This is a genomic window from Mycobacterium sp. 48b, from assembly GCF_048282725.1.
Lineage (GTDB): Bacteria > Actinomycetota > Actinomycetes > Mycobacteriales > Mycobacteriaceae > Mycobacterium.
The window spans coordinates 5,694,156-5,719,446 of sequence record NZ_JBLVUL010000001.1; the positions used below are offsets into that span (position 1 = coordinate 5,694,156).

General features: G+C 68.5%; 23 protein-coding genes. 10 read left to right on the forward strand and 13 right to left on the reverse strand.

The window, feature by feature from the left end; translation table 11 throughout:
* Window positions 1-5 precede the first annotated feature (5 nt).
* On the reverse strand, window positions 6-1,019 hold the full coding sequence (locus ACNQR1_RS27775) for an acyl-CoA dehydrogenase family protein (RefSeq protein WP_418048822.1): 1,014 nt from the start codon (window positions 1,017-1,019) through the stop codon (window positions 6-8).
* The gene (locus ACNQR1_RS27780; protein WP_418048823.1) at window positions 1,016-2,152 is read right to left on the reverse strand and encodes an acyl-CoA dehydrogenase family protein; all 1,137 of its coding nucleotides are present in this window, start codon (window positions 2,150-2,152) and stop codon (window positions 1,016-1,018) included. Before ACNQR1_RS27780 ends, ACNQR1_RS27775 begins: the two co-directional genes overlap by 4 nt.
* 101 nt (window positions 2,153-2,253) lie before the next feature.
* On the opposite strand from ACNQR1_RS27780, the gene ACNQR1_RS27785 reads away from it, so the two are divergent.
* Window positions 2,254-2,502: a mycoredoxin gene (locus tag ACNQR1_RS27785; RefSeq protein WP_170856455.1), complete on the forward strand. Its 249-nt coding sequence runs from the start codon at window positions 2,254-2,256 to the stop codon at window positions 2,500-2,502.
* An 18-nt stretch (window positions 2,503-2,520) separates the two neighbouring features.
* Here the strand turns inward: ACNQR1_RS27785 and nudC are convergent, their stop codons facing one another.
* Both nudC and ACNQR1_RS27795 read right to left on the reverse strand, forming a co-directional pair.
* Window positions 2,521-3,468, reverse strand: a complete 948-nt coding sequence (gene nudC / locus ACNQR1_RS27790; RefSeq protein ID WP_418048824.1) for an NAD(+) diphosphatase — start codon at window positions 3,466-3,468, stop codon at window positions 2,521-2,523.
* Window positions 3,465-4,559, reverse strand: a complete 1,095-nt coding sequence (locus ACNQR1_RS27795; RefSeq protein ID WP_418048825.1) for a potassium channel family protein — start codon at window positions 4,557-4,559, stop codon at window positions 3,465-3,467. The genes nudC and ACNQR1_RS27795 overlap by 4 nt, the downstream gene beginning before the upstream one ends.
* Window positions 4,560-4,634: 75 nt before the next feature.
* Between ACNQR1_RS27795 and ACNQR1_RS27800 the strand changes: the two genes are divergently transcribed.
* Together ACNQR1_RS27800 and ACNQR1_RS27805 are read left to right on the forward strand one after the other, a co-directional pair.
* Window positions 4,635-5,015, forward strand: coding sequence for a hypothetical protein (locus ACNQR1_RS27800; RefSeq protein ID WP_418048826.1), 381 nt, complete (start codon window positions 4,635-4,637; stop codon window positions 5,013-5,015).
* Window positions 5,016-5,162: 147 nt separating this feature from the next.
* Window positions 5,163-5,876, forward strand: a complete 714-nt coding sequence (locus tag ACNQR1_RS27805) for a VIT1/CCC1 transporter family protein (protein WP_418048827.1) — start codon at window positions 5,163-5,165, stop codon at window positions 5,874-5,876.
* Between the two features lie 16 nt (window positions 5,877-5,892).
* On the opposite strand, the gene ACNQR1_RS27810 is transcribed toward ACNQR1_RS27805, so the two are convergent.
* Entirely contained in the window at window positions 5,893-9,198 is a 3,306-nt protein-coding gene (locus ACNQR1_RS27810) for an ATP-dependent helicase (RefSeq protein WP_418050532.1), read from the reverse strand.
* 14 nt (window positions 9,199-9,212) lie between these two features.
* A complete protein-coding gene (locus ACNQR1_RS27815; RefSeq protein ID WP_418048828.1) occupies window positions 9,213-12,359 on the reverse strand; it encodes an ATP-dependent helicase in 3,147 nt (1,048 codons plus the stop codon).
* 78 nt (window positions 12,360-12,437) lie between these two features.
* Between ACNQR1_RS27815 and ACNQR1_RS27820 the strand changes: the two genes are divergently transcribed.
* A complete protein-coding gene (locus tag ACNQR1_RS27820; RefSeq protein WP_418048829.1) occupies window positions 12,438-13,211 on the forward strand; it encodes an alpha/beta fold hydrolase in 774 nt (257 codons plus the stop codon).
* 1 nt (window position 13,212) lies between these two features.
* Entirely contained in the window at window positions 13,213-13,509 is a 297-nt protein-coding gene (locus ACNQR1_RS27825; RefSeq protein ID WP_418048830.1) for an MGMT family protein, read from the forward strand.
* A gap of 15 nt (window positions 13,510-13,524) precedes the next feature.
* Here ACNQR1_RS27825 and ACNQR1_RS27830 read toward each other — a convergent pair whose 3' ends face one another.
* The 3 genes from ACNQR1_RS27830 to ACNQR1_RS27840 form a co-directional block, all read right to left on the reverse strand.
* Window positions 13,525-14,379 (reverse strand): TIGR02569 family protein, encoded by an 855-nt coding sequence (locus ACNQR1_RS27830; RefSeq protein WP_418048831.1) that lies wholly within the window; start codon window positions 14,377-14,379, stop codon window positions 13,525-13,527.
* A 36-nt stretch (window positions 14,380-14,415) separates the two neighbouring features.
* Complete coding sequence (gene moeZ / locus ACNQR1_RS27835) at window positions 14,416-15,594, reverse strand: adenylyltransferase/sulfurtransferase MoeZ (RefSeq protein ID WP_090432958.1); 1,179 nt, start codon at window positions 15,592-15,594, stop codon at window positions 14,416-14,418.
* A gap of 137 nt (window positions 15,595-15,731) precedes the next feature.
* The gene (locus ACNQR1_RS27840) at window positions 15,732-16,769 is read right to left on the reverse strand and encodes a DUF3152 domain-containing protein (protein WP_418048832.1); all 1,038 of its coding nucleotides are present in this window, start codon (window positions 16,767-16,769) and stop codon (window positions 15,732-15,734) included.
* 201 nt (window positions 16,770-16,970) lie between these two features.
* Between ACNQR1_RS27840 and ACNQR1_RS27845 the strand changes: the two genes are divergently transcribed.
* Window positions 16,971-17,627, forward strand: coding sequence for a TetR/AcrR family transcriptional regulator (locus ACNQR1_RS27845; RefSeq protein WP_418048833.1), 657 nt, complete (start codon window positions 16,971-16,973; stop codon window positions 17,625-17,627).
* 2 nt (window positions 17,628-17,629) lie between these two features.
* Here the strand turns inward: ACNQR1_RS27845 and ACNQR1_RS27850 are convergent, their stop codons facing one another.
* A complete protein-coding gene (locus ACNQR1_RS27850; protein ID WP_044516780.1) occupies window positions 17,630-17,869 on the reverse strand; it encodes a DUF3107 domain-containing protein in 240 nt (79 codons plus the stop codon).
* Window positions 17,870-18,099: 230 nt separating this feature from the next.
* Here ACNQR1_RS27850 and ACNQR1_RS27855 point away from each other — a divergent pair, with 230 nt between their 5' ends.
* The gene (locus ACNQR1_RS27855; protein ID WP_418048834.1) at window positions 18,100-18,858 is read left to right on the forward strand and encodes a hypothetical protein; all 759 of its coding nucleotides are present in this window, start codon (window positions 18,100-18,102) and stop codon (window positions 18,856-18,858) included.
* 7 nt (window positions 18,859-18,865) lie between these two features.
* Here the strand turns inward: ACNQR1_RS27855 and ACNQR1_RS27860 are convergent, their stop codons facing one another.
* A complete protein-coding gene (locus ACNQR1_RS27860) occupies window positions 18,866-19,564 on the reverse strand; it encodes a ferritin-like fold-containing protein (protein WP_418048835.1) in 699 nt (232 codons plus the stop codon).
* Window positions 19,565-19,859: 295 nt separating this feature from the next.
* On the opposite strand from ACNQR1_RS27860, the gene ACNQR1_RS27865 reads away from it, so the two are divergent.
* Window positions 19,860-21,371 carry a DEAD/DEAH box helicase gene (locus tag ACNQR1_RS27865; RefSeq protein ID WP_418048836.1) on the forward strand — a complete coding sequence of 504 codons (1,512 nt, stop codon included), beginning with the start codon at window positions 19,860-19,862 and terminating at the stop codon, window positions 21,369-21,371.
* Between the two features lie 37 nt (window positions 21,372-21,408).
* Complete coding sequence (locus ACNQR1_RS27870) at window positions 21,409-22,635, forward strand: hypothetical protein (protein WP_418048837.1); 1,227 nt, start codon at window positions 21,409-21,411, stop codon at window positions 22,633-22,635.
* Window positions 22,636-22,654: 19 nt separating this feature from the next.
* Here ACNQR1_RS27870 and ACNQR1_RS27875 read toward each other — a convergent pair whose 3' ends face one another.
* Window positions 22,655-23,731, reverse strand: a complete 1,077-nt coding sequence (locus tag ACNQR1_RS27875) for a MerR family transcriptional regulator (protein ID WP_418048838.1) — start codon at window positions 23,729-23,731, stop codon at window positions 22,655-22,657.
* A gap of 44 nt (window positions 23,732-23,775) precedes the next feature.
* Window positions 23,776-24,603 carry a ParA family protein gene (locus ACNQR1_RS27880; protein ID WP_162490783.1) on the reverse strand — a complete coding sequence of 276 codons (828 nt, stop codon included), beginning with the start codon at window positions 24,601-24,603 and terminating at the stop codon, window positions 23,776-23,778.
* A gap of 28 nt (window positions 24,604-24,631) precedes the next feature.
* Between ACNQR1_RS27880 and ACNQR1_RS27885 the strand changes: the two genes are divergently transcribed.
* Window positions 24,632-25,243 carry an acid phosphatase gene (locus ACNQR1_RS27885; RefSeq protein WP_418048839.1) on the forward strand — a complete coding sequence of 204 codons (612 nt, stop codon included), beginning with the start codon at window positions 24,632-24,634 and terminating at the stop codon, window positions 25,241-25,243.
* The last annotated feature ends 48 nt before the right edge of the window (window positions 25,244-25,291 follow it).

Sequence of the window (25,291 nt, forward strand, 5' to 3'; positions counted from 1 at the left end):
ACCGGTCAGCTGCCGGTGGCGGTGACCCACGCCCACAAGCCGTCCGCCCCGGCAGTGGTGGCGTAGTCGGTGAGGACCTGATCCCAGTGCGCAACCGAGCCGTACTCCGAACGCCACGACAATGCGGGCATGGTGAACTCGTGCAGCCGGTGCTCGCGCGTGGTGCCGATGGCACCGTGCACCTGATGGGCGTTGCGCACCACCACCGACGTGGCATGTCCGGCGCACGAACGTGCCACGGCGACAAGGAAGTCCAGGTGCGACGAGGACCAGTCTGATCGCAGCGCCTCGGCCAGCGCACCGTCGGTGGCGGCTCGGGCCAGCGCCGACTCGGCGGCGATGTCGGCAACCAGGTTCTGCACGGCCTGGAACTTGGCCAGCGGCCGGCCGAACTGGGTCCGTTCGCCGGCATGCGCCACCGACAACGCCAGGATCTGGTCCAGCGCGGCACACACCTGGACGGCGCGCACCAGGGCGGCCCGGTGCGCGAACTGTCCGACCACGTTGTCGGGCACCGGGTTTCCGGTCAAGGCGGCTGGATCCACACGGACCTCGTCACGTGGCTCCCCCGCGTTGTTGTGTCCTGCCGTGACCGACAACGTGGCGATGTCCGCGTCGGTCACGCGGTAGCCGGCACCGTCGCGCCAGAGCAGCACCACCCGATCGGAGCCGGCCGCCCAGGGCACGCCGCGCGCGACTCCGGTGTCGTCGAGCAGACAGGCGGTGCGTCGCGCGTCGTCGATCTCCAGTCCCGCCGTCTCCAACAACCAGCAGGCCAGCAGATCATGTTCGGCCAGCGGGATCGTCACGCCGTGTGAAGCGGCCGCGCGCAGCAACTCGACAGCCTCGGCCCAGCCCGCGCCACTGCCCCCGGACTCCTCTGACCCGGTGAGCCGGACCAGTCCGAGTTCCCCCAGCCTGCCCCATAATTCGGCGATGCCCTCGTCGGGCTGATGTTGTTCACGGTGCGCGGCGAAGACCGCCGACATCATCTCGACCAGTTCGGCGTCGACGCTCATCTCATCCCCAGTCCGCGCGCGATGACCCCACGCAACACCTCGTTGGTACCGCCGCGAAGGGTGAACCCCGGGCGTTGGACCACCGCATCGGCCAGCATGGAGCGGTACCCCTCGTCGTCGGTCTCACCGAGCACATCGGCGAAATCGGCGATGTCTCCTTCGGTGGATGTCCCCAACACCTTGACCACGGCCGCCGCGGTATCGGCCGGTTCGTGCCGTTCCAGCGCGCCGGCGACCGCCATCGACATCTGGTGCAGACCGGTGATGCGGCCCAGGTAGCGCCCCAGGTCGGTGTGCCGGGGCAGAGATCCGTCACGCATGTGTGTCGCCATGTCGGCCAGCAGCGGGAACGTCGACAGGAAGCGCTCGGGCCCACTGCGTTCGAAGCTCAGCTCCGAGGTCACCTGCTGCCAGCCGTTGCCGATGGTGCCGAACACCATGGCGTCGGGCACGAAAACCTCATCCAGGATCACCTCGTTGAAATGATGCTTGCCGTTCATCGAGATGATGGGCCGGATGTCCACGCCGGGGGCACGCAGGTCGACGAGGAACTGGCTCAGTCCGTCGTGACGGTGCGCGGGATCCACCGGCGCGCTGCGGGCCAGGCAGATGAACGCGTGCGCCAGATGCGCCCCCGACGTCCATACCTTGGCACCGGTGATCGCCCAACCTCCGTCGACCGGAACCGCTTTGGTGCGCACGCTGGCCAGATCTGATCCCGAATCCGGCTCGCTCATCCCGATACCGAAGTAGCACTCGCCTTTGGCTATGGCGGGCAAGAACTTTCGTCGCTGTTCCTCGGTGCCGTACTTGAGCAACGACGGAACGATCTGGCGGTCGGCGATCCAGTGCGCCCCCACCGGAGCCCCGGCTGCCAGCAGTTCCTCGGTGACCACGAACCGCTCCTGGTGGCTGCGCCCGTGGCCGCCGTATGCGACGGGCACCGTCATGCCCAGCCAACCGCGGGCTGCCAGCGCCCGGCTGAAGTCCTCGTCCCAACCGGTCAGCCAGCTGTCGGCGTACCGGCCGATCTTTCCGGCCTGCTGCTGCTCGGTGACAAACTGCCGCACCTGCAACCGCAACTCGTCGAGCGCATGCGGGTCGCCGGCTACCGGCGGCACCAACCTGGTCATGTTTCAGCTCCGTCCACTGCGGATTAGCAACTTACCGCTGCGGGCCGGAGACCTGTGTCACCGCGGGCATCAGTCGGTGGTTCGGCTACGTTATGTGCACTATGACTGCTACACCGACTGCTCTGACCATGTACACCACCACCTGGTGCGGCTACTGCTCGCGGCTCAAGACCGCGCTGAAGTCAGAGGGCATCTCGTGGACCGAGGTCGACATCGAGCAGGATCCGGCTGCAGCCGAGTTCGTCGGCTCGGTCAACGGCGGCAACCATGTGGTGCCGACGGTGAAGTTCGCCGACGGGTCGACGCTGACCAACCCCACCATCAAGCAGGTCAAGGCCAAGCTCAGCTGAGCTGCCAGCAGACCGGCGTCAGTCCAGGGCCGCCCAGGACTCGATGATCTCGCGGGCAATCGAGATCGATCCGGGCAGCAGCAGCCTCGACCGGGAATCGCCGTCGGCCGCACTCCAGTCGCCCTGATCCAGCGCCTCGCGGATCTCGGCCCGGGTGAACCAGTCGGCCTCGGCGATCTCCCCGTCGTTGAACGAGAAGGGCTGTTCCGGATCGCCGATGGCGTGGAAACCGACCATCAGCGACCGCGGGAACGGCCACGGCTGGCTGCCCAGATACTGCACGTCGGTCACCGTGAGGCCGACCTCCTCAGCGATCTCACGCACCACACACGTCTCGAAGGACTCTCCGGCCTCGACGAATCCGGCCAGGATCGAGAACAACCGCTCGGGCCACGCCGTCTGCCGCGCCAGCACCGCACGGTCGTGGCCGTCATGGACCAGACAGATCACCGCGGGATCGATCCGTGGGAACTCCTCGTGACCGCTGACCGGGTCGACCCGCGACCAGCCGCCTTTGGCCGACCGCGTCGCCGCACCGTCCACCGCACTGAACCGGGCCCTGTCATGCCAGTTCAGCAGTGCGGTCGCCGTCGCCACCAACTGGGCGCTGACATCGTCGAAGACCTCACCGGCCCGGCGTAGGTCGAGCACCTCGGCGGGCGCCTCGGGATCCTCCGGGGCCTCCAGCGCACTCCGAACGCCCCAGACGTGGCGCCCATCGCTCAGCCGGCCCAGGAACACCGCGTGCTCCGGCGGCTTGTCCCCGCCCAGGCTGGAGGCCTTGCCGAGCACCACCTGACCACCGGAGATCAACACCTGGTTGCGCCGGTCGACCCGCAGCAACAGCGCGTCCCGCCAGCCCTCGGTTGCGGCATCGATATCGGTACGCAGCGCATCGGCGCGATCGGCACCGACGCGCGAGAGCAGCGGGACGTTGCGCAGGCCGAAGGTGAGGCGGTCTGTCATCGCTCGGCGTCCGCACTGCGGATGTAGAGCAGCCGGTCCCCGGCCTCGAGTGCATCCACCTCGGGTGCATCGACCCGCACCAGACGGCCTCCGCGCACCACCCCCAGCACGATGTCGTGCAGATGCCGTGGCGAGCCGCCCTCCTCCTTCGGCGTCACCTCGCGCTCGGCGATGGCGAAGCCGGCATCTGGGGTCAGCAGATCCTCCATCATCTCCACCACGCTGGGAGTCTGGGTCGCAATACCGAGCAGCCGGCCTGCGGTCTCGGACGACACCACCGTGGAGTCCGCGCCCGACTGTTTGAGCAGATGCAGGTTGTCCGATTCCCGCACCGCCGCAATGATCTTGGCTTTGGGCGCCAACTCACGAGCCGTCAACGTGACCAGCACCGCGCTGGCGTCGTTATCCGCCGCGACGATGATCGACTTGGCATGCTGGGCACCCGCCAGCCTCAGGACACCGGAATTGGTGGCGTCGCCGTGCACGGTCACCAACCCGGCGCCCTTGGCGCGTTCCAGCGCGGCCGCGTTCTCGTCGACGACGACGATGTCGGCCGGAGAGACCTCATCGCCGACCATCGCGGCGACCGCCGTCCGGCCCTTGGTGCCGTATCCGACGACGACGGTGTGGTTACGCACTTTGTTCCTCCATCGCTGAATCTTCAGCGCCTGCCGGGATTGGGTGGTCAGGGTTTCCACGGTGGTACCGATGAGAACGATCAGGAAGGCCACCCGCAGCGGCGTGATGACGATGACGTTCACCAGGCGCGCCGAATCCGTGTACGGCGTGATGTCGCCGTAACCGGTCGTCGACAGTGACACCGTCGCGTAGTACAGGCAGTCCAGGAACGAAAGCGGATTGTTGACATCCGGAGCGCTGTCGTTGTCCCGGTAGCCGTAGCGATCCGCGTAGACGATCAGCACCGCGGCGAACAACGCACCCAATGCGTAGAGCACCCGCATGAAGATCTTGCGAGCCGGACTGACGAACGGCTCGGGGATGCGCAACACATCGACGAGCGCGGCGTCCGGGCGCGAGGTCAGGTTCGAGTCGATCGCGGCGAGGCGGCGCCGCAGCCTGCCTTTAGCCACGCGACCCCATCATCGAGCAAAGCGCCCCGGGACGCGCCGGGATCAATCTGATCAGACGCACGCCACAATGTAACCATGACCGCACCCGAGCCTCAGCGGATCTCCTCCGCCCAACGCATGGCAGCCCTGCTCCTGGGCATGGGCACGCTGCACTTCGTCGCGCCCAAACCCTTCGACTCCATCATCCCGGCCGAGCTGCCGGGCAGCGCCCGCTTCTACACCTATGCCTCCGGGGTGGGCGAGCTGGCCACCGGAGCCTTGGTGGCCGTGCCCCGCACCCGGAAACTCGGCGCGCTGGCCGCCGTGGCGTTGTTCATCGCCGTGTTCCCCGGGAACGTGAACATGGTCCGGCTGTGGTGGGACAAGCCCTGGCCCTTGCGGATCGTGGCGATCGCCCGGCTGCCGCTGCAGATCCCGATGATCACCTGGGCCCTGCGGGTGTACCGCAACTCCTAGCCGCCCACTTCCGGCTCGCCGTCCAACCAGAACGCCTGGGCAGCAACCCGTTTCGTTACCCGGAACCGCTCCGGGCCTCGCGAGGCGCCAAGTTTGGCAAGGCTATCGTTGCTGGTGGAGTGTAGTTTTCGCCGATATCGTCAGACCGTGACGGATACCAGCCACCCATCCGAACCGCACGTGGGTTCGCTGTCGTCGAGACTCAACTGGCTTCGTGCCGGGGTTTTGGGCGCGAACGACGGCATCGTCTCCACGGCAGGCATCGTCGTGGGCGTGGCCGCCGCCACGGTCGAGAAGGCACCGATTCTGACCGCGGGTATCGCCGGCCTGGCCGCCGGCGCGGTGTCGATGGCGTTGGGTGAGTACGTCTCGGTGAGCACCCAGCGTGACACCGAACGCGCACTGCTACGCAAGGAACGCCGCGAGTTGCGGGACGACCCGGCCGCCGAACTGGACGAGTTGACCGCGCTCTACGAGACGAAGGGCCTTACCACGGCGACCGCGCGCACCGTGGCCGAGGAGCTCACCGACCACGACGCGTTCGCCGCACACGCCGAGGTCGAATTGGGCATCGACCCCAAGGATCTGACGAACCCTTGGCAGGCGGCCGTGTCCTCGGCGTTGTCGTTCACCATCGGTGCGCTACTGCCGTTGATCGCGATCCTGATTCCACCGACGACATGGCGGATCCCGGTGACCGTGGTGGCGGTGCTGCTGGCACTGATGCTCACCGGGGCGGTGTCGGCCGGGATGGGTGGGGCGCCGAAGGGACGCGCGGTGCTGCGCAACGTGATCGGTGGCGGCCTGGCCCTGGTGATCACCTATCTGATCGGCCTGTTGGTGGGCACCGCCATCACCTGACCTCAGCCGGACCCGGCTAGGGCTGCTGCGGGAGATCCTGCGAACCGGTCGTGGGGTCGGCCAGCAATGCGACGAGTTCGTCCTCGCCGGGCAGCGATTCGGGACTCACGGTCTTTCCCGAGCGCACGTAATGGAACGCGGCCCGCACCGATTCCGGTGGGCACCCGCGCAGCGAGGCCCAGGCCAGGCGATATACCGCGAGCTGAACTGCCGCCTGCGCCATGGCTTCCGGAGTCGACGGCGGCTCGCCGGTCTTCCAGTCCACCACGGTGGTGGTGCCGTCGTCCTGCGCGAACACCGCGTCGATGCGGCCCCGCACGACGGTGGTCCGGCTCCGCCCGATCGCCATGTCGAACGGCACCTCCACCTCGATCGGGGTGCGGGCGGCCCACGACGACATCACGAAGGCGTCCTGCAGCTCGGACAGTTCTGCTGCACTGGCCCGTCCGCTCTCGCCGTCCACGGCGCCGGGCAGGTCGTCGAGGTCGAACAACCGCTCGGAATGGAAGAACCGCTGCACCCACTCGTGGAAGGCAGTGCCCAGCAGGGCGTTCGGATCCGGACGTTGGGGCAACCGCCGGTGCAGGCGCTGCAAGGCGGCCTGCCGATCACGACTGAGCTCCACCAAGGTGCTGACCGACAGCTGACCGGGTAGTTCGACCGGGGCCACCTGCGGTGCGCGATCCCGTTCTGCCAGTAGGGCATCGACGTCGGCGGCCCAGCCCTCACCGTCGACGTCGTCATCGTCGTTTTGCGTGCTGCCCTCTTGACCACGGTCGCCCGCCAGCACCTGCGCCACCAGCGCCGCACCCCGGTCGACATCAGAAGCCCTGGCCGGAGCGGCGGGCCAGATGGCCTCGACAGCCTTGTCCCGCAACGGGTTCACCTCGCCGACGGGCGGGTCCGGAGCCCACTGTTCGATCTCGCCGCACGGATGGCCCTGCGCGGCGGCGTCCTCCACGATGGACTTGATCTCACACAGGAATTCCGATGGGCCGCGCGGCTTGCTCTCGGTCGCACCCCAGTGATGCCCCGAGATCAGCAAGGTGTCCTCGGACCGGGTGATCGCGACGTAGAGCAGCCGGCGCTCCTCGTCGACACGGCGCTGTTCGAGGCTGCGCTTGTGATCGGAGATCTTGTCCGACAGGATCTTCCGATCGTTGATGTCGGAGGTGTCGAGCACCGGCACACCGAGCTCCGATTCGGTCGCGCGGTCGCCGCGCAGCAGCGGAGGCAGATCCGACGGATCGGTGAGCCAGGTGCGGGCCGACGCCGTCGACGGAAATACCCGGCCACTCAGATGCGGGACGGCCACCACCTGCCATTCCAGCCCCTTGGCGGCGTGCACGGTGAGGATCTGCACCCGGTCATGTGACACCGTCAATTCGGCGGGAGCCAGTCCGTTCTCGACCTCGGCGGCCACATCCAGATAGGCCAGCAGCGCGAGCACCGACCCGCCCGGCCGTCCGGCGAAATCGGCGACGAGATCACCGAACGTGTCGAGGTTTTCGGTCCCCGTCCACCCCGACGCAACGGGCCGCGCCGCACGAGCTTCGGCATCCAGGCCTGCGACGCGTCGCACCTCGGCCACCAACTCGGGCAGCGGGTGACTCAGATGCGCCCGCAGCATGGTCAGCTCGCGTCCGAGCGCCTCGATCCGCTGAAAGCCCGCCTGCGAATAGTGTTCGGCGGCACCGGGATCGCAGATCGCGTCGGCCAGGCAGGCCGAATCGGCATCCGGGGCGGCCTGTGCCACGATCTCGGCGGGGCTGGGCTCCCCCACCGACCTGTCGTCGAGTTCCCTGGCGCGCCGCCACAACGCGGCGATGTCGCGGGCTCCGAATCGCCATCGCGGCCCCGTCAGCACCCGCATCACCGCCGACCCCGCGGCCGGATCGGCCACCAGCCGCAGCATCGCGACCAGGTCGGCCACCTCGGGCACAGCCAGCAGTCCGGCCACCCCGACCACCTCGACGGGTACCCCGCGGGCGCTCAGCGCCTCGGCCATCGGCGCTGCGTCGGCGTTGCGCCGTACCAGCACCGCAGCGGTGGGTGTGGCCGCACCCTGAGCCACCGCGCCGTGATAGACCCGGGCCAGATGATCTGCCACCCAGTCACGTTCGGTCTCGACATCGGACAGCAGCGCGCACCGGATGGTGCCTGGCTCGGCGTCCGGCCGGGGCCGCAGCTCATGCACGGTCACCGAACGGCGGCGTGCCTCGGCCGACACCGCGTTGGCCAGGTGCAGGGCACCCGGCGGGTTGCGCCAGCTGGTCCGCAGTTCCAGGGTGGGTGCCGGCGTGCCGTCGGCGAGCGGAAAATCCGTGGTGAACCGAGGCAGGTTCGTCGCCGACGCGCCCCGCCAGCCGTAGATCGACTGGATCGGATCCCCCACGGCGGTGAGCGCCAGGCCGTCATCGACGCCGCCACCGAACAGCGAGGACAACGCGACCCGCTGCGCATGCCCGGTGTCCTGGTACTCATCGAGCAGCACCACCCGGAAACGTTGGCGCAGTTGCTCGCCGACCTGCGGGAACTTCGAGGCCAGCCGGGCCGCCGCGGACATCTGCATACCGAAATCCATCACCTTGTCGGCACGCATCCGCTGGTGCAGCGCATCGATCAGCGGCACCAGCTCGGTGCGCTCGGTCTGCGTCCCCAGCATTTTCAGCAGCCACTGGCTGGGCCCGCGGTCGCGCTGATAAGGCCCGGCAGGCAGGGTGTGCACCAGCCGCTCCAACTCCACATGGGTGTCGCGCAGCTGATCGGTGTCGACCAGATGCTCGGCGAGCGCACCGGCCAGGCGCAGCACCATGCCGGTGACCGCGGCCGGCGTCTTCTCGATGGCGAGCTCTCCCGGGTGCGCACACACCACTTCGAAGGCCAATTGCCACAGTTCGGTCTCGCTGAGCAGTCGGGTGTCCGGTTCGACCGGGAGCAGCAACCCGTGCTCGCGCAGCAGCGTGCCGGCGAACGCGTGATAAGTGCTGACCGTCGCCGACTCCACCGACTCGTCGCCCGCGCCATGTACCGGCGCCAGACCGGCACCGGCGAGCCGGGCCAGCCGGGTGCGCACCCGGCGCAGCAGCTGCCCGGCGGCTTTACGGGTGAAGGTCAGCCCCAGCACCTGCGATGGCGTGGCATACCCGTTGGCCACCAGCCAGACCACCCGCGCCGCCATGGTCTCGGTCTTGCCTGCGCCCGCACCGGCGATCACCACAACGGGTCCCGGCGGCGCCGCGATCACCGCCGCCTGCTCGTCGGTCGGCGGGAACAAGCCCAGCGCGGTCGACAGTTCGGCCGGGCTGTACCGCGCGCCCACCTTCGCGGCGTCCGTCATGACCGGTCCCCGACCGCCTGGGCCGGGCACGATGACCGCACCGGGCAATTCGCGCAGCCGTCGTTGACGCGGGCTGCGAACCGCGGGCCGGCCGTGGCCGCCGCGGCGTCGGCCACGGTGCCCAACCAGTCGGCACGGGTGTCGGGTGTCATCGGATCCTGTTCGCGTTCGGTGGCGCCGGCCGCCCCCGCCTTGCCCAGGTATACCAACCGGCCGCCGCCCGGCTCGTCGCCGTGGGGTAACAACCCCGCGGCCACCGCGAGCTGGTAGGTGGCCAGCTGGGCGTGCTTCTGCGCGTCATCTTTGGTGACCGGACTCTTGCCGGTCTTGAGGTCGACCACGACGAGCCGATCCGCCCGGTCGCGTTCAAGCCGGTCCAGCCGGCCCCGCACCTGGACGCCGGGGCCGTCGGGCCCCGGCTCGACGATCACACCGTCCACGTCGATCTCGGTGGCGACCTCGGTCAACTGGCCCCGGGAGTCCGCGCGCCAGCGGGTAAAGGTCTCCAGCATCGCCCGGTGCCGCGACAACTCGTTGTCCGAGTACCACTTCGCCTCGAAAGGCAGGTCTTCCCAGACCTTTTCCAGGTCGGTGACCAGCTGGCTCTCGGTCTTGCCGGAGTCGGACACCAGCGCGTGCAGCAAGGAACCGACCGTCGAGCGCACGTCGCGGCCGTCGCTGCCGCCGTGGCGTTCCAGCAGCCAACGCAGCGGGCAGTCGGTCAGCATCTGCAGCGTCGACGGGGACAGCTTCACCACATGTTCGGGATCCGACCACAGTGGCTCCTCGGTGGACAGCGCGGTCATGGTGTGCCATTGCGACGGATCGGCGCCCGGCACCCCTGCGGCAGCGAGCCTGGCCAATTGAGTTGCGGCACAAGATCGGGACGCGTCATCGACGGCCCCTTCCGGGGCGCACACCACGGCCCGCAGCCGACCGACCACCGCCGATGGCAGCAGCACCCGCGGAGCAGCCAACGGCGGCAGCGGCACGGATTCAGTTGCCACCTCGGCCAGTTCGGCACAGAACGGCGAGGGCAGCAGCGATTCATCGCCACCGTCGCTGTCGACCGCGGTCACCAGCAGCCGGGTCCGGGCCCGGCCCATGGCGGCCATCAACAACCGGCGCTCCTCGGCCAGTAGCGGCGCCCGGGTCGAAACCGCCCGGTCGTCCGGCGCGGCCACGCCGTCGAGCACATCCACCAGATTCTGTGTGCCCAGGATGCCGCCACGTGGAACGGTGTTGGGCCACAACCCTTCCTGCACACCGGCGATCACCACGAAGTCCCATTCCCGGCCGAGTGCGGCGTGCGCGCTGAGCACCGCCACCGCGTCGGTCTGCGGGCTCGAATCCAACGCCGACATCGATGTTCCCAGTGTCGCCACGTGGTCGACGAGCCCCCGCAGCGACGCCCCCGCCGTGCGGCTCACATACTGGTCGGCCACATCGAACAACGCCGTGACCGCGTCCAGATCCCGGTCGGCCTGCGCCCCGATGGTGCCGCCCCGCTCGCTGGCGGCCAGCCAGCGCGGCTGCAACCGGCAGGCGTTCCAGGCCTGCCACAGGGTGTAGCGCGGGTCGGCGCCGTCACGCTCGCTCCGGCGGGCGGCGGCCAACACCGACCGCAACCGGCGCAGCGGCTTGACGTGTTCGGCCGACAGCCCGGTCGGCTCAGTGTCGATCGCGGCGACCAGCAGATCGGCGAAACCTCTTGGCGGCGTGGAGCCGTCGGCCCGGCGCAACGCCCGGCGCAACTGCCGCAGGGTCACCGGGTCGACGCGGCCGATGGGGCCAGTGAGCAGGTTGAGCGCGCTGTCGCCGTCCAGGTGAGCGGACGAGGTCGCCTCCAACACGGTCAGCAGGGCCGCGACCGCAGGCTGTTGTGCGAGCCCGAGATCGGGGCCCGTCGCCTGCACGGGCACCCCGGCCCCGCTCAGTGCCCGCGCCAGTGCCGCACCCACCCGCGGGATCGAGCGCACCACCACCGCCATCTGCGACCACGGCACCCCGTCAACCAGATGGGCACGACGCAGGGCATCGGCGATGAACGCGTTCTCGGCATGCGCTGTGGCTGCCATCCGCAGCGTCACCTCCCCCTGCCCGCGCTCCGGGGTGCCCTCCAGCACGCGGCCGGGCCCGACACCGGGCAGCCGGCGGGCGATACCCGAGATGGCCGATGCCACCGCGGGGGCGCAGCGGTGCGACCGGGTGAGGGTGATCGCCGGGGTGTCCTCGCCGCCGTGATCGCGCAACAACAGCGGGTCGGCACCGCGGTACCCGAACACCGCCTGGTCGGGATCGCCGGCGATCACCGTCAGACCGGCCCGGGCCGCCAACACCCGGACCAGCAGGGCGGCCTGCGGGTCGAGGTGCTGTGCGTCGTCGACCAGCAGCAGGCTGATCCGCGCGCGCTCACCGGCCAGCAGGTCGGCGTCGGTCCCCAGCGCTTCCAGCGCTGCTCCGACGAGTTCGGCCGCGCCCAGTGCGGGCACCGTCGCCTGCGGTGCGGCCATACCGACCGCCGACCGCAGCAGCATGATCTGCTCGTAGGCCTGCGCGAACCGGCCCGCAGCCAACCATTCCGGCCGTCCCGCCGAACGGCCCAGCCGTTGCAGGGCACGTGGATCCACACCGCGCTCGGTGCAGCGGGCCAGCAGATCACGCAGTTCGGTGGCGAAGCCCGCGGTGCTCAGCGCCGGCCACAGCTGCTCGGGCCAGCCCACGGGCGAGTCGGCGCCGTCCTCCAGATCCCCGGCCAGCAGCTCGCGGATGATGCCGTCCTGTTCTGCGGTGGTGATCAGCCGCGGCGGCGGATCACCGTTGCGCTGGGCCGCCAGCCGCAGCAGAGCGAACGCGTAGGAGTGCACGGTGCGCACCAGCGGTTCCCGGACCACGCCACGGGTTCCGGCCGCGAGCAGCCGCGCGGTGACCGCGGCCCTGGCCTCTGAGCGCAACCGGGCCGAACCGGTCAACAACAACACCGACTCGGGATCGGTGCCCGCCGCGATGTGCTCGGCCGCGGTGCTGACCAACAACGAGCTCTTCCCGGTACCCGGGCCACCCAGCACCCGCACCACACCGTCGCGCCCCGGAACCAGAAGCTCGGTGCCTGCCAGGGCGGGCTGGACGTGTTGTGCGGTCATGGAGGGAATGACACCAGACAGGACCGACAAGTAGATCCCGGCAGGCAGCGCTGAATGGTCCCTGGCAGCATCTATGAAATGTCAGCCGAGAAGTTGCACGTCCACCGCTACGGCCCTGACCGGGCGCCCCGACTGTTGCTCATCCACGGTTTGACCGGGCACGGCCAACGCTGGAAGACACTGGCCGAGCAGCATCTGCCCGAGCAGGCGGTGCTTGCCCCCGATCTGCTCGGCCACGGCCGCTCGTCGTGGGCTGCACCGTGGACGCTCGATGCCAACGTCGAGGCCCTGGCCGCGCTGCTGGACGGTCCGACCTTGGTGGCCGGGCATTCCTTCGGGGGTGCGGTGGCTCTCAATCTCGCTGCCGCACACCCGGATCTGGTCAGCGGTCTGGTGTTGCTCGACCCGGCTGTGGAGCTCGACGGTGAATGGATGCGCGAGATCGCCGAGGCCATGATGGCCTCGCCCGACTATCCCGACCGTGCCGAGGCCCGCGCCGAGAAAGCCAATGGTTCGTGGGGTGAGGTGGCACCGGCTGAGTTGGACCGGGACCTCGACGAGCATCTCGTCGAGCTTGCCGACGGCCGCTACGGGTGGCGGATCAGCATCCCGGCCATGATGTCCTACTGGAGCGAGTTGGCCCGCCCGGTTGCGCTGCCACGCAAGGGCACTCCCACGGCCCTGGTCCGCGCCACCCGGACCAGCCCGCCGTACGCGCACGACGCTCTCATCGGCGCGCTAAGTGAGCACCTCGGTCCGGATTTCGCTCTCCTGGACTGGGATTGCGACCACATGGTGGCCCAGGCCAAACCCGCCGAGACCGCGAAACTGATCCTCGAACAGCTCGGCTGACATGCCTGCGGTGACCGAGGAACAGGTCGAGACCGTGCGGGCGCTGGTGGCCGCGATCCCGCCGGGGCGGGTCTGCACATACGGTGACATTGCCGATGCCGCAGACCTTTCCAGCCCACGGATCGTCGGCTGGATCATGCGGACCGATTCCTCGGACCTGCCCTGGCACCGGGTGATCACGGCATCCGGGCGTCCCGCCCCGCACCTGGCCACCCGACAGCTGGAACGGCTGCGCGCCGAGGGGGTGCTGGCCACCGACGGGCGGGTACGCCTGGCCGAGTACCGGCACCGGTTCTGATCGCGAACAGGCGAGTCAGAGGGTCAGCCGGACGAGCGAGGCGGTGCGCGCCAGACCCGGGAAGGCCGCGGCGGTGGACCGCGGGTGCAGCGCGTGTACGGCCAGCCGGAACATCAACGCCCGCAACAACATCTGCGGCCATTCGGGTAGCGACTGCCATCGCTCGATCAAGCCGTCGTCGGCGTCACCCCAGGACAGGGCGTCGACCACCACCACACCCGCGGCCCACGGTGCCGGGCGCCAGTACGGGGTGATGTCGGTGATTCCCGGCGCCGCCGTCCCGGCGAAAAGCACTGTGCCGTAGAGGTCACCGTGAACCAGTTGGTTCGCGCTCCGGGTCGGTCGGCGCAGGCCTGCCAGCTGATTGATGAGTTCCACAGAGCGTTCGCCGTCCGACGAGCCGGGCGAGACCCTGGCGCCGGGCGGCAAGGAGTGCAGCGGCCGGTCCTCCCAGGCAGCCCGGTCGGCGGCGATGAACACATCCACATCGGCCCACGGCGCGACCGGCGGTTGGGTGAGGAAGCGTGGCCGCTCCAATTTCGCGGTGGCCTCGTGCAATCGCACTGCCGCCGACACCACCTCGTCGTGACGCGGTTCGGGCGTGCCCGCGACGAACGTGTCCGCCCGCCAGCCGGCGACCACGTAACGGCCATCTGTCGAACGGACCGGGCGGGCCAGCCGCACGCCGTCGATGAACAGCGACTCCCGAACCTTGGCCGACCACGCCGCACGGGCGTGCTCGGGCACCATCGACATCACCACTTCGCCGCAGCGCCAGCCACCCTCCCAGCTCGAGCCGAGCGGTACCGGGCGCACCCCGGACAGGCCGAACGCCGCCAGCACATGTTCCGGCGGCCGTTCCACACTCACAGCCTCAGCCTAAGGCGTTGACCGGCAAACCAGCCGTCAGTACATCACCATGTCGGGCTCGAGTTGCTTGGCCCAGGCCACAATTCCGCCCTGAAGGTGCAACGCATCGGAGAAACCGGCCTTCTTGACGATGGCGAGCACCTCGGCCGAACGGATCCCGGTCTTGCAGTACAGCACCGGTGTCCGGTCCACAGCGAGTTTCGCCAACGCGTCGCCGGACTCGAATGTCGGCTTCGGGATGAGCTCGGCACCCTCGATGTGATTGATATCCCATTCGACGGGTTCGCGGACGTCGATCAGCGCCAACGGTTTCCCGGAGTCGATGAGTTCCTTGAGCTCCAGCGGGGTGATCGTCGAGTCAGCTGCAGCGGCCGCAGCCTCGTCGGAGACCACACCGCAGAAGGCCTCGTAGTCGATGAGCTCGGTGATCTTCGGAGTGGCCGGATCCTTGCGGATTCGGATGGTCCGGTACGACATCTCGAGGGCGTCGTACACCATGAGGCGACCGAGCAGCGGTTCCCCGATGCCGGTGATGAGCTTGATGGCCTCGGTACCCATCACCGACGCGATCGAGGCGCACAGGATGCCCAGCACCCCGCCCTCGGCGCACGAGGGCACCATGCCCGGTGGCGGCGGTTCGGGGTAGAGGTCGCGGTAGTTGAGGCCCAGCCCGTCGGGCGCGTCCTCCCAGAACACCGACACCTGACCTTCGAACCGGTAGATCGAGCCCCACACGTAGGGCTTGCCTGCGAGCACCGCCGCGTCGTTCACCAGGTAACGGGTGGCGAAGTTGTCGGTGCCGTCCAGGATCAAGTCGTACTGGCTGAACAGCTCCACCGCATTGTCGGGTTCCAACCGGAACTCGTGCAGGTTCACCGTCACCAGCGGGTTGATCTCCAGCACCGACTCCTTGGCGCTCTGCGCCTTGGACCGGCCGATATCGGACTGGCCGTGGATGATCTGGCGCTGCAGGTTGGACTCGTCGACCACGTCGAACTCGACGATCCCGATGGTGCCCACCCCGGCCGCGGCCAGGTACAGCAGGGTCGGCGACCCCAGTCCGCCGGCCCCGATCACCAGGACCTTGGCGTTTTTCAGCCTCTTCTGCCCGATCACGCCGACGTCCGGAATGATCAGGTGCCGGCTGTAGCGCGTGACCTCTTCCCTCGTCAGCTCGGCGGCCGGCTCAACCAACGGCGGTAACGACACGTCCAAATTCGCGGACACCGTATGTCTCCTCAGTTTTCCTGGTCAGTTCATCGTCCCAGCTGCTCGTATCCACAACGGTAATCCGGCGCTCATGCTTCCCGCCGTCCGGCTACCGCGACCGCGCACAGGAGTGCGGCCGGCAGTTATGCGATCGGGTACGGCCAGGGATTGAACCGGCAGGTCAGCCCGTCCGCCTTGACGGTTCCGGGGTCGAACTTGGCGGCGTCGTCGTTCGAGGTGGAGAACGTCTGCTGCATCATGATCGGCGCCAACTTTCCGTTGGCCTCGCACGCCTCGTGCCGCTGGTACCCGATGGCGTGACCAACCTCATGGTTGATCAGGTACTGCCGGTAGGAGCCGATGTCCCCCTGGAACGGCACCGCGCCGCGGACCCACCGGGCCTCGTTGACGAACACCCTTGGCTGATTCCCGTCGAAGGACGGGTTGTAGCAGGAGGACTCCAGCTCGATGTCGTACCCGCAGCCCTCACGCACCGTCATCGGGGAGGTCAGCGACACCCGGAAATCCGGTTCCACGCCACTGCTCGCATCCACCCGGGTGAACGCGAACAGCCCGTTGTGCGTCCAGCTCTTCGGATTCGCCAGCGTCTCGCTGACCATGTGGGCGAAACCTTCGTCGCCCCCGAATGCGGTGGTGTCCACGCCGTCCTCGACCTCGACGGTGTAGTTGAAGGATTTCGTGGTGCCCTCACCGATCTTGGGAGTGATGCCCGGCACGATCCGCCAGGTCCGCGCCCCGGCCTCGGTGAACTGTCCGCCCGCGGGCAGGATCCCGGTGGGCAGGTTCGCGTCGAACTGGGTCAGGCCTTTGGGCGGTGCACCGATGATCGCGGTGCTGGCCACATCGATGGTGGGCGGGCCCTGCACCGGGCCCTCCTCCTCCTGGGCGGAGTGCGGCGCACTGGTGCCCGTGATGGTCTGGTAGATCACCACCACGGTCAGCACGATCAGCACCGGCAACGCATACGCGCGCCAGCCGTAGGTGGACACGAAATGGCCGATCCACGTTTGCTTGCGCCACTGCTGGTGGTCGTCCCGATTGGATCTCGCTCGTCCTGAATCAGCGGCAATCGGATCTCGCTGAGCGCGTAGCGGCTCCCGCCACTCGTTGCGCAGCGCCGGGACACGGCCACCCCCGCGACGTCCCGGGTCGTAGGTCACCGGACCAGAATGGCACAGACTCCTGTGGATCGGTTCTCGGCGCAGCTATGCCGTGACCTCGCCGGTGTCATTTCGAAACCCCGTGCGGTTTCTTCCGCGACCGCGCGGCGAAACTGGCGCGCCACGGTAGTAGTGTCGGTGCGATCAGCGGCTCGGGTGAACATGTCCAAGTGCGCCAGAGCAATACAGATTGAGGACCTGATGAGCGATCTCGCCAACACCGCCGAGAGGAGAGGCGACAAGCCCACGACCGGTGGTCGACGCGGCAATCGCCTTCCCCGTGATGAACGGCGTGGACAGCTGTTGGCTGCCGCCAGTGAGGTGTTCGTCGAGCGCGGTTACCACGCAGCGGGCATGGATGAGATCGCCGAACGTGCGGGCGTGAGCAAGCCTGTTCTGTACCAACACTTTTCATCGAAGCTCGAGCTGTACCTGGCGGTACTGCAGCGGCACGTCGACAATCTGGTGTCCGGCGTGCGCCAGGCCCTTCGGACCACGACCGACAACCGGCAGCGGTTACGCGCGGCGGTCGAGGCGTTCTTCGATTTCATCGAGCACGACAGCCAGGGCTACCGGCTGATCTTCGAGAACGACTACGTCAGCGAGCCGCAGGTGGCGGCTCAGGTGAAGGTCGCGACCGAGGCGTGCACCGATGCGGTGTTCGATCTGATCAGCCGGGATTCCGGCCTGGAGGCGCACCGCGCCAGGATGATCGCGGTCGGGCTGGTGGCCATCAGCGTCGACTCGGCGCGGTACTGGCTGACCAATGACCGCCCGATCGACCGGAATACGGCCGTGGATGGCACGGTGCAGTTCGCCTGGGGCGGACTGTCACACGTGCCACTCACCCGGTCCTGATCTCAGGCGGATTCCGCTCCGACGCCGAAACCAACCCGGCGCACGTCGGCGGCGCCGATCTCGACGTAGGCGATCCGGCTGTTCTGCACCAGGAATCGCCGCCCCTTCTCATCAGTCAGCGCCAGCACACCCGAATCCTTGGCGAGTGCTTCGGTGACCTGCTGCTCCACCTCGGTGGGTGTCTGCGCGCTGTTGAAGGTCAGCTCGCGCGGGCTGTCCGTGACACCGATTTTGACCTCCACGCTGGACCCTTCTTTCTTTCTCGCGTCGTTTGTCGACTTCCCTGAGCAGGCTAGTGGACAGCCGGGTCGCGTCGCCGCCAGCGGTCTGGACCAGAGGTACGCCGTGCGCGAAACGCAGATACCGAACCGAGTCCGGACCGTGACCGACACGCCCCGAGCTCAACCTCATCTGTCACTTCTGCCTCGATAGCATCAGTGCCGATATTGGACGAGACGACTGGGGCACCCGCATGACCAGGCACTATTCGCCGTACGACACCAGCCCGACCGAGCGGTTCGGGGACCGCCCGTATGAGCCGAGCGGGTACTCCGGCTACACCCCTGACTACAAGACGGACGAGTACGACGCCGACGCCGACTACGACGCGGACTACGACGACGAGGTCACGTTCTACGAGGACCCGATCGACCGGCGCTGGATCTGGGTGGCCGCCGTGGCCGGCGCGATCCTGCTCGTCGCGGTGATCTGCACCGTGGTGATCCTGGGCGGCGGCGACAGTGGCTCGGTATCGGCCACCCTGACCTCGCCGTCGGCGCAGCCGACCCAGACGACGCAACCGGCGCAGGACGCCAGCACGAAGCCGGTTCCGCCGCGGGCCGCACCGACGGCGCCGCTGTCACCCGAGACCGTCACGACCCTGACGCCGGCGCCCAGCGCGACCGCCGCACCCGCGCCGGCCGCGCCGCCCGAGGCGGCTCCGCCCGCGGCCATCGCGACCCCGAACGCGATCACCTACCGGGTGACCGGCAACCGCCAGCTGATCGACCTGGTGACCATCGTCTACACCGACGAGCAGGGTGCACTGCAGACCGACATCAACGTCGCGCTGCCCTGGGCCAAGACCGTGGTGCTCAACCCGGGTGTCACGCTCAAGTCGGTGACCGCGACGAGCGTCGCGGGTCAGCTCAACTGCTCGATCACCGATGCGTCCGGCGCCGTGCTCGTCGCGCAGGCCAACAACACGATGATCACCACCTGCACGCAGTAGCGACCGTTTACGCCAGGCCCAGTTCCTGCATCCGGGACTGGTGGGTGTTCTGCAGGCGGCTGAAGAACTCGGCCAGCTGGGTCAGACCCTCACCGCTGGACATCACGAGGTCGACGAGTTCGTCGTGATCGGCCAGCACGAACTGGGCCTGGGTGACGGCCTCTCCGAGCAGGCGACGCGCCCACAGCGCCAGCCGGTGCCGCTGCCGATCGCTGGCGGTCACCGCGGCCCGCACCTCGGCGACCACGAACTGCGAATGGCCGGTTTCGGACAGCACCGCACGTACCACCGTGGCCACCTGCTCGGGCAGCGCGTCGGCGATCTCCAGATAGAAGTCCGCGGCGAGCGCGTCGCCGATGTAGGTCTTGACCAACGCCTCCAGCCACGTGCTCGGAGTCGTCATCCGGTGATAGTTCTCCAACGCCGAGGCGTATTTGGTCATCGCGGGGACGACGTCAACTCCCCTGTGCTCCAACGCATCCCGCAACAGCTCGTAATGGCCCATCTCGGCGGCGGCCATGCTCGCCATGTTGATCCGGCCCCGCAGATTCGGCGCCATGCGCGCTTCCTCGGTGAGCCGGTAGAACGCGGCGACCTCGCCGTAGGCCAGCACCGCGAACAACTCGTTGACCCCGGGATGATCCGCCGTCACGCCTGGGTCGACCGGTTCGACGATCTGTTCCGCGGCAGGCTGAGGCGAATTCATGAGGCCAACTCTAGACGCCGTCGGAGCACCGTGATCTGCTGGCAAATCGGTCCAGATCCCGTTACCAGCTACAATGGTATCTGGTAACGGCTTCGAGCCGACTGTTTCAGCGCCCGAACCGCTACCAGGAAATGTGCGTGCACGCAGTTGGCCCGCCCTGTGGAGCTGGGCCCAACGGATCGGCAGCGCCGAGGGATACGAACCGTATCCGGGCGAACCCGACCGTTTCATCGTCAGACTCCGTGTGCGCTGGATGCCCATGAGGTTTGACAGTGAAAGGCCACCTCCACCCACCATGACGCATGTAAATAAAACGTTTGCCGAGCTCGGTGTCCGCGACGAGATCGTCCGTGCCCTGCGCGAAACCGGCATCGAACACCCCTTTGCCATTCAAGAACTGACCCTCCCGCTGGCGCTCGCCGGTGACGACCTGATCGGTCAGGCCCGCACCGGTATGGGCAAGACCTACGCCTTCGGGATCCCGCTGCTGCACCGCGTCTCCACCGACGAGACCCGCCCGCTCAACGGCACTCCCCGCGCCCTGATCGTGGTGCCGACCCGCGAGCTGTGTCTGCAGGTCTATGACGACCTCGCCGGCGCCGCCAAGTACCTCACCACCGCGGACCGCAAGTTCTCCGTGACCTCGATCTACGGCGGACGTCCGTACGAGCCCCAGATCGAGGCCCTGCGCAAGGGCGTCGACGTCGTCGTCGGCACCCCGGGCCGGCTGCTCGACCTGGCCCAGCAGGGACACCTGCAGCTGGGCGGACTGTCCGTGCTGGTGCTCGACGAGGCCGACGAGATGCTGGACCTGGGCTTCCTGCCCGATATCGAGCGCATCCTGCGGCTGACCCCCGACGACCGGCAGTCGATGCTGTTCTCGGCCACCATGCCCGACCCGATCATCACGCTGGCTCGCACGTTCATGAACCAGCCGACCCACATCCGGGCCGAGGCCCCGCACTCGGCGGCCACCCACGACACCACCGAGCAGTTCGCCTACCGGGCTCACGCCCTGGACAAGTCGGAGCTGGTGAGCCGGATTCTGCAGGCCGAGGGCCGCGGCGCCACGATGATCTTCACCCGCACCAAGCGCACCGCGCAGAAGGTGTCCGACGAGCTCGCCGAGCGCGGGTTCAAGGTCGACGCCGTGCACGGCGACCTGGGCCAGGGTGCCCGCGAGAAGGCTCTGAAGTCGTTCCGCAGCGGCGCCGTCGACGTGCTGGTTGCGACGGACGTCGCGGCTCGCGGTATCGACATCGACGACGTCACGCACGTCATCAACTACCAGTGCCCCGAGGACGAGCAGGCCTACGTGCACCGCATCGGACGCACCGGCCGCGCCGGCAAGACCGGTGTCGCCATCACCCTGGTCGACTGGGACGAACTGGGCCGGTGGGAAATGATCGACAAGGCGCTGAGCCTGAACTGCCCCGATCCGGCGGAGACCTATTCCAGCTCACCGCACATCTACGAAGAGCTGGGCATCCCGACCGACGCCACGGGCACCATCGGCGAGCCCCGCAAGGCCAAGGCCAAGGCCAAGTCCACGCGCAGCCCCGACGAGAAGCGCATCTCCTCGGCGGACGAGGACCGGCCGGCCAAGACCAGGACCCGTAACCGTCGGCGTACCCGCGGCGGCCAGGCGGGCACCGGGCACCCCGAGGGCACCGCAGCCCCTGCGCAGGACAGCGCCGAAGCCGCACCGGTGACCGAGTCGGAGGACACCGCGGGCGACGCGTCCAGCGCCGGACGTCGCCGCCGCCGGCGCCGCCCCCGGAAGACCGAGACCGCGACGGCCGGCTGACCGGCGCCCGCCAGACAAGACCTGACGACACCAGTCCATGGTCAAACCTGAACGCCGCACCCGCACCGACATGGCAGCCGCGGCGGCAATCGTCGCGATCGTCGCACTGGCGGCCGGCCTGATCTGGTGGACCAGTGATGCACGGGCCACAATCAGCAGGCCTGCCGCATCACCGGTGCCGTACCTGACCCCGGCGCGCGAGGTGCCAAATGGTCTGCAGGAGCTGTGGACCACCGAGAGTTCGAAGACCACCGAACCCGTGCTCGCCGGCGGGTCGGTGGTGAGTGCGCACGGATCCACCGTCGAAGGGCGCGATCCGGTGACCGGTGCGGTGTTGTGGAGCTATGCCCGCGACCTCGAACTGTGCGGTGTGACGGCGGTGTACCAATACGCCGTCGCGGTATACCCGGATGTCCGTGGGTGCGGACAGGTCAGCACCGTCGACGGCAAGACCGGCACCCGCGGGCCAGCCCGCACCGCTTACGCCGACCCCGAGGTCCGGCTGTCCTCCGACGGCACCACCGTGCTCTCCGCCGGGGACAGTCGCCTCGAGCTGTGGCGCTCGGACATGGTCCGGATGCTGTCCTATGGCGCACTGGACGCCCGCATCAAGCCGGACGTGCCGGCATCACCTGTGTGCAGGCAGCTGTCGGCGGCGGCGAGTTCCTCGGCGGTGTCGGTGCTGGAGTCCTGTCCGAAGAGCAAATTCATCCGGCTGACGCTGCTGCGCCCGGCCGACGAAGAAGACACCCCCGACGTGCGCTATGTCGAGTTGCAGGACATCACCGACGAATCCGGCGCCCAGGTGATCGCGGTGTCGGGTACCACCACAGCGGTGTACCTGCCCACCCCGAAGCCGATGGTGAACGTCATCGACGAGACCGGAAAGACCCTCGCCAGCCTGCCGCTGGCCAAACCGGCCGCGCCGCAGTCCACCACCACCCGTTCCGGGGACCTGATCAGCTGGTGGACCGGCGACTCGGTGCTGGTCTTCAGCACCACCGGGACCGCCGGCCTTCAGTACAAGTTCACCGTGACCCCATCCGGACCGCATTTCCCGGTCGGCCCCGGCACGGTGATGGCCGGGCAGCTCCTGGTTCCGGTCAACGACGGCTATGACGTATTCGATCCGCAGACCGGTACCGGGCAACGCCACATCGCACTGCCGCGCACGCCCAGCGTGTCGCCCGTGGTGCCGGTGGTGGCCGGAGACACCGTGCTCGAACAGCGCGGCGCGCAACTGGTGGCGCTGGGCCCTGGATGAGGCACAGCCTGACGCCGGCTCAGCCGATGTCGATCAGGATCACGGTGGTGTTGTCGCTGCCGCCGGCATCGTTGGCCACCTGAACCAGCCGCTGCACCGCGACCTCGGGTTCGTCGGCGGCGGCCGCGCCCACGATGTCGGCATCCTCGGCTCCGGCGAACAATCCGTCGCTGCTGATCAGGAACCGGTCGCCGGGACGGCAGTCGAGATCGAAGAGGTCCGGCCGGATGAAGGGGCCGATGCCCAGCGCCCGGGTCAGCAGATGACGGTGCGGGTGGAAACGGGCCTCCTCCCGGGTGATCTCACCGGCTCGCACCAGCTCCCCCGAGACACTGTGATCGTCGGTGAGCTGACACATGACTCCGTCACGAATGCGGTTCAGTGGCGAATCCCCGATGTTGACGGCCATCGGACCGCCCTGCTCGTCACCGAACATCGCCACCACCGTCAGCGTGGCGCCAGAACTGGTGCCAGACGCGCTGACGTGCGCGAAGACCTGCTCGTTGGCCTGCTGCACCGCACCGATGAGCCCGTCGCGGTCAGGTGCGGCCGCGAATCCTGCGGCCAGCACCTCGATCGCGATGCGGCTGGCGTGTTCACCGCCGGGCCCGAAACCGTCGGCGACCGCATACAGGACGCCGTCGGCGAACAGCGAATCCTGGTTGCTCTCCCGCACGGGCCCCTGATCGGTGGCCGTCGCGGACCGTAACACCGAAGCCATCCAGATCGTCCTCTCGTCACTCCGGCGACCCCCTGCCGCCGGAGAAGTGTGGGCGAGCAGCGCGCCGCGGACCGCCCCGAGCGCCTGGCAGCGGTGCGCGTATTCATCATCGAGCGCCGTCCGCCAGGCAGCCAGTTGCTGCTCGCTCGGGTCGTGCAGGAATCCGGCGATCTCGGCGACCGGTATCTGGGCTCCCCGGAGCAACCCCACCGTCCGGGCCTGAGCAATCTGCCCCCGGGAGTAGTACCGGTACCCCGTCAGTTCATCGACGGCGGCCGGCACCAGTGCGCCCGACGCCGCGTACGAGCGCAACATCTTCGCCGACAGCCCGGTCTTGGCCGCGAACTCTCCGATGCTCATCAGGTCTTCGTTCATGTTGTCAGCATCGGGTCTGCCCGTGGGGCAAGGTCAAGGGCGCCCTAGACCACCTCGGGTGCGAAGGTCGGGAGCTTCTTCCCGGACTTCCAGTGTTTGAGCAGCGCCTGGGCCAACTCTCGGTAGGCCAGCCCGCCTTTGCTCTTGCGGCCGGCCAGCACCGAGGACCCCGACGCGCTGGCCTCGGCGAAGCGGACCGTGCGTGGAATCGGCGGAGCCAGCACGGGCAGCTCGTACCGGTCGGCGACATCGAGCAGCACGTCACGGCTGTGGGTGGTGCGCGAGTCGTAGAGCGTCGGCAGCGCACCCAGCAGCGCCAGCTCGGGATTGGTGATCTGCTGCACGTCGGAGATGGTGCGCAGGAACTGGCCCACACCGCGGTGCGCCAGAGTCTCGCACTGCAACGGCACGATCACCTCGTTCGCGGCCGTCAGACCGTTGAGTGTCAGCACCCCCAGCGACGGCGGGCAGTCGATGATCACCACGTCGAAATCGGATTCGACCTTGGCCAGGGCCCGCTTGAGCGCGTACTCGCGCCCGGCCCGCATCAACAGCATGGCCTCGGAGCCCGCCAGGTCGATGTTGGCCGGCAGCAGCGTCATCCCCTCGGCCGTCTCGACCAGGGCCGCCCCCGGCTCGACGTCGCCGAGCAATACCTCGTGTACCGATACCGGCAGTTTGTCCGGGTCATGTCCCAATGAAAACGTCAGACAGCCTTGCGGATCCAGATCGACCAGCAGCACCCGCCGCCCCTGCTCGGCCATCGCCGCACCCAGCGACGCGACCGTAGTCGTCTTGGCTACCCCACCCTTTTGATTGGCGACCGCTAATACTCGCGTCACACCTTCATCCAAGCACGCTCTCGGCGGCATTGCCGGAACGTGCGGCAGAATCGCCGTTGTGAGCGACCGCCTGCACCGCCTGATCCTGCTCCGCCACGGCGAGACCGAGTGGTCGGCGACCGGCAGGCACACCGGCCGCACCGAACTCGAACTCACCGAGACCGGACGCGAGCAGGCCGTGTTGGCCCGCCCGGCACTCGCCGAACTGCAGTTGAGCGACCCGCTGGTGATCAGCAGCCCCCGGCGCCGAGCCCTGGTCACCGCCGAACTGGCCGGCCTGCACGTCGACGAGGTCGACCCGGTGCTCTCCGAGTGGGATTACGGCGACTACGAGGGACTGACCACCCCGCAGATCCGCCAGACCGTGCCCGACTGGTTGGTGTGGACACATGGCTGTCCCGGCGGGGAGACCGTGGCACAGGTCGGTGCGCGCGCCGACCAGGCCGTGGCGTTGGCCCTGAAGCATGTGCCGACCCGGGATGTGGTGTTCGTCGGGCACGGCCATTTCTCCCGCGCGATGCTGACCCGCTGGGCGGAACTGCCGGTGTCCGAAGGAATCCGGGTGTCGATGGTTCCCGCTTCTCTCGCGGTGTGCGGTTTCGAGCACGGCGTACGCCAGATCACCGCACTCGGCCTGACCGGTCACCCCAACCCGTGCCTGTCGCTGTGAGCCCCTCATTCGTGCTGGCCGGTCCGACCGGCACCGTACTGGCCGAGG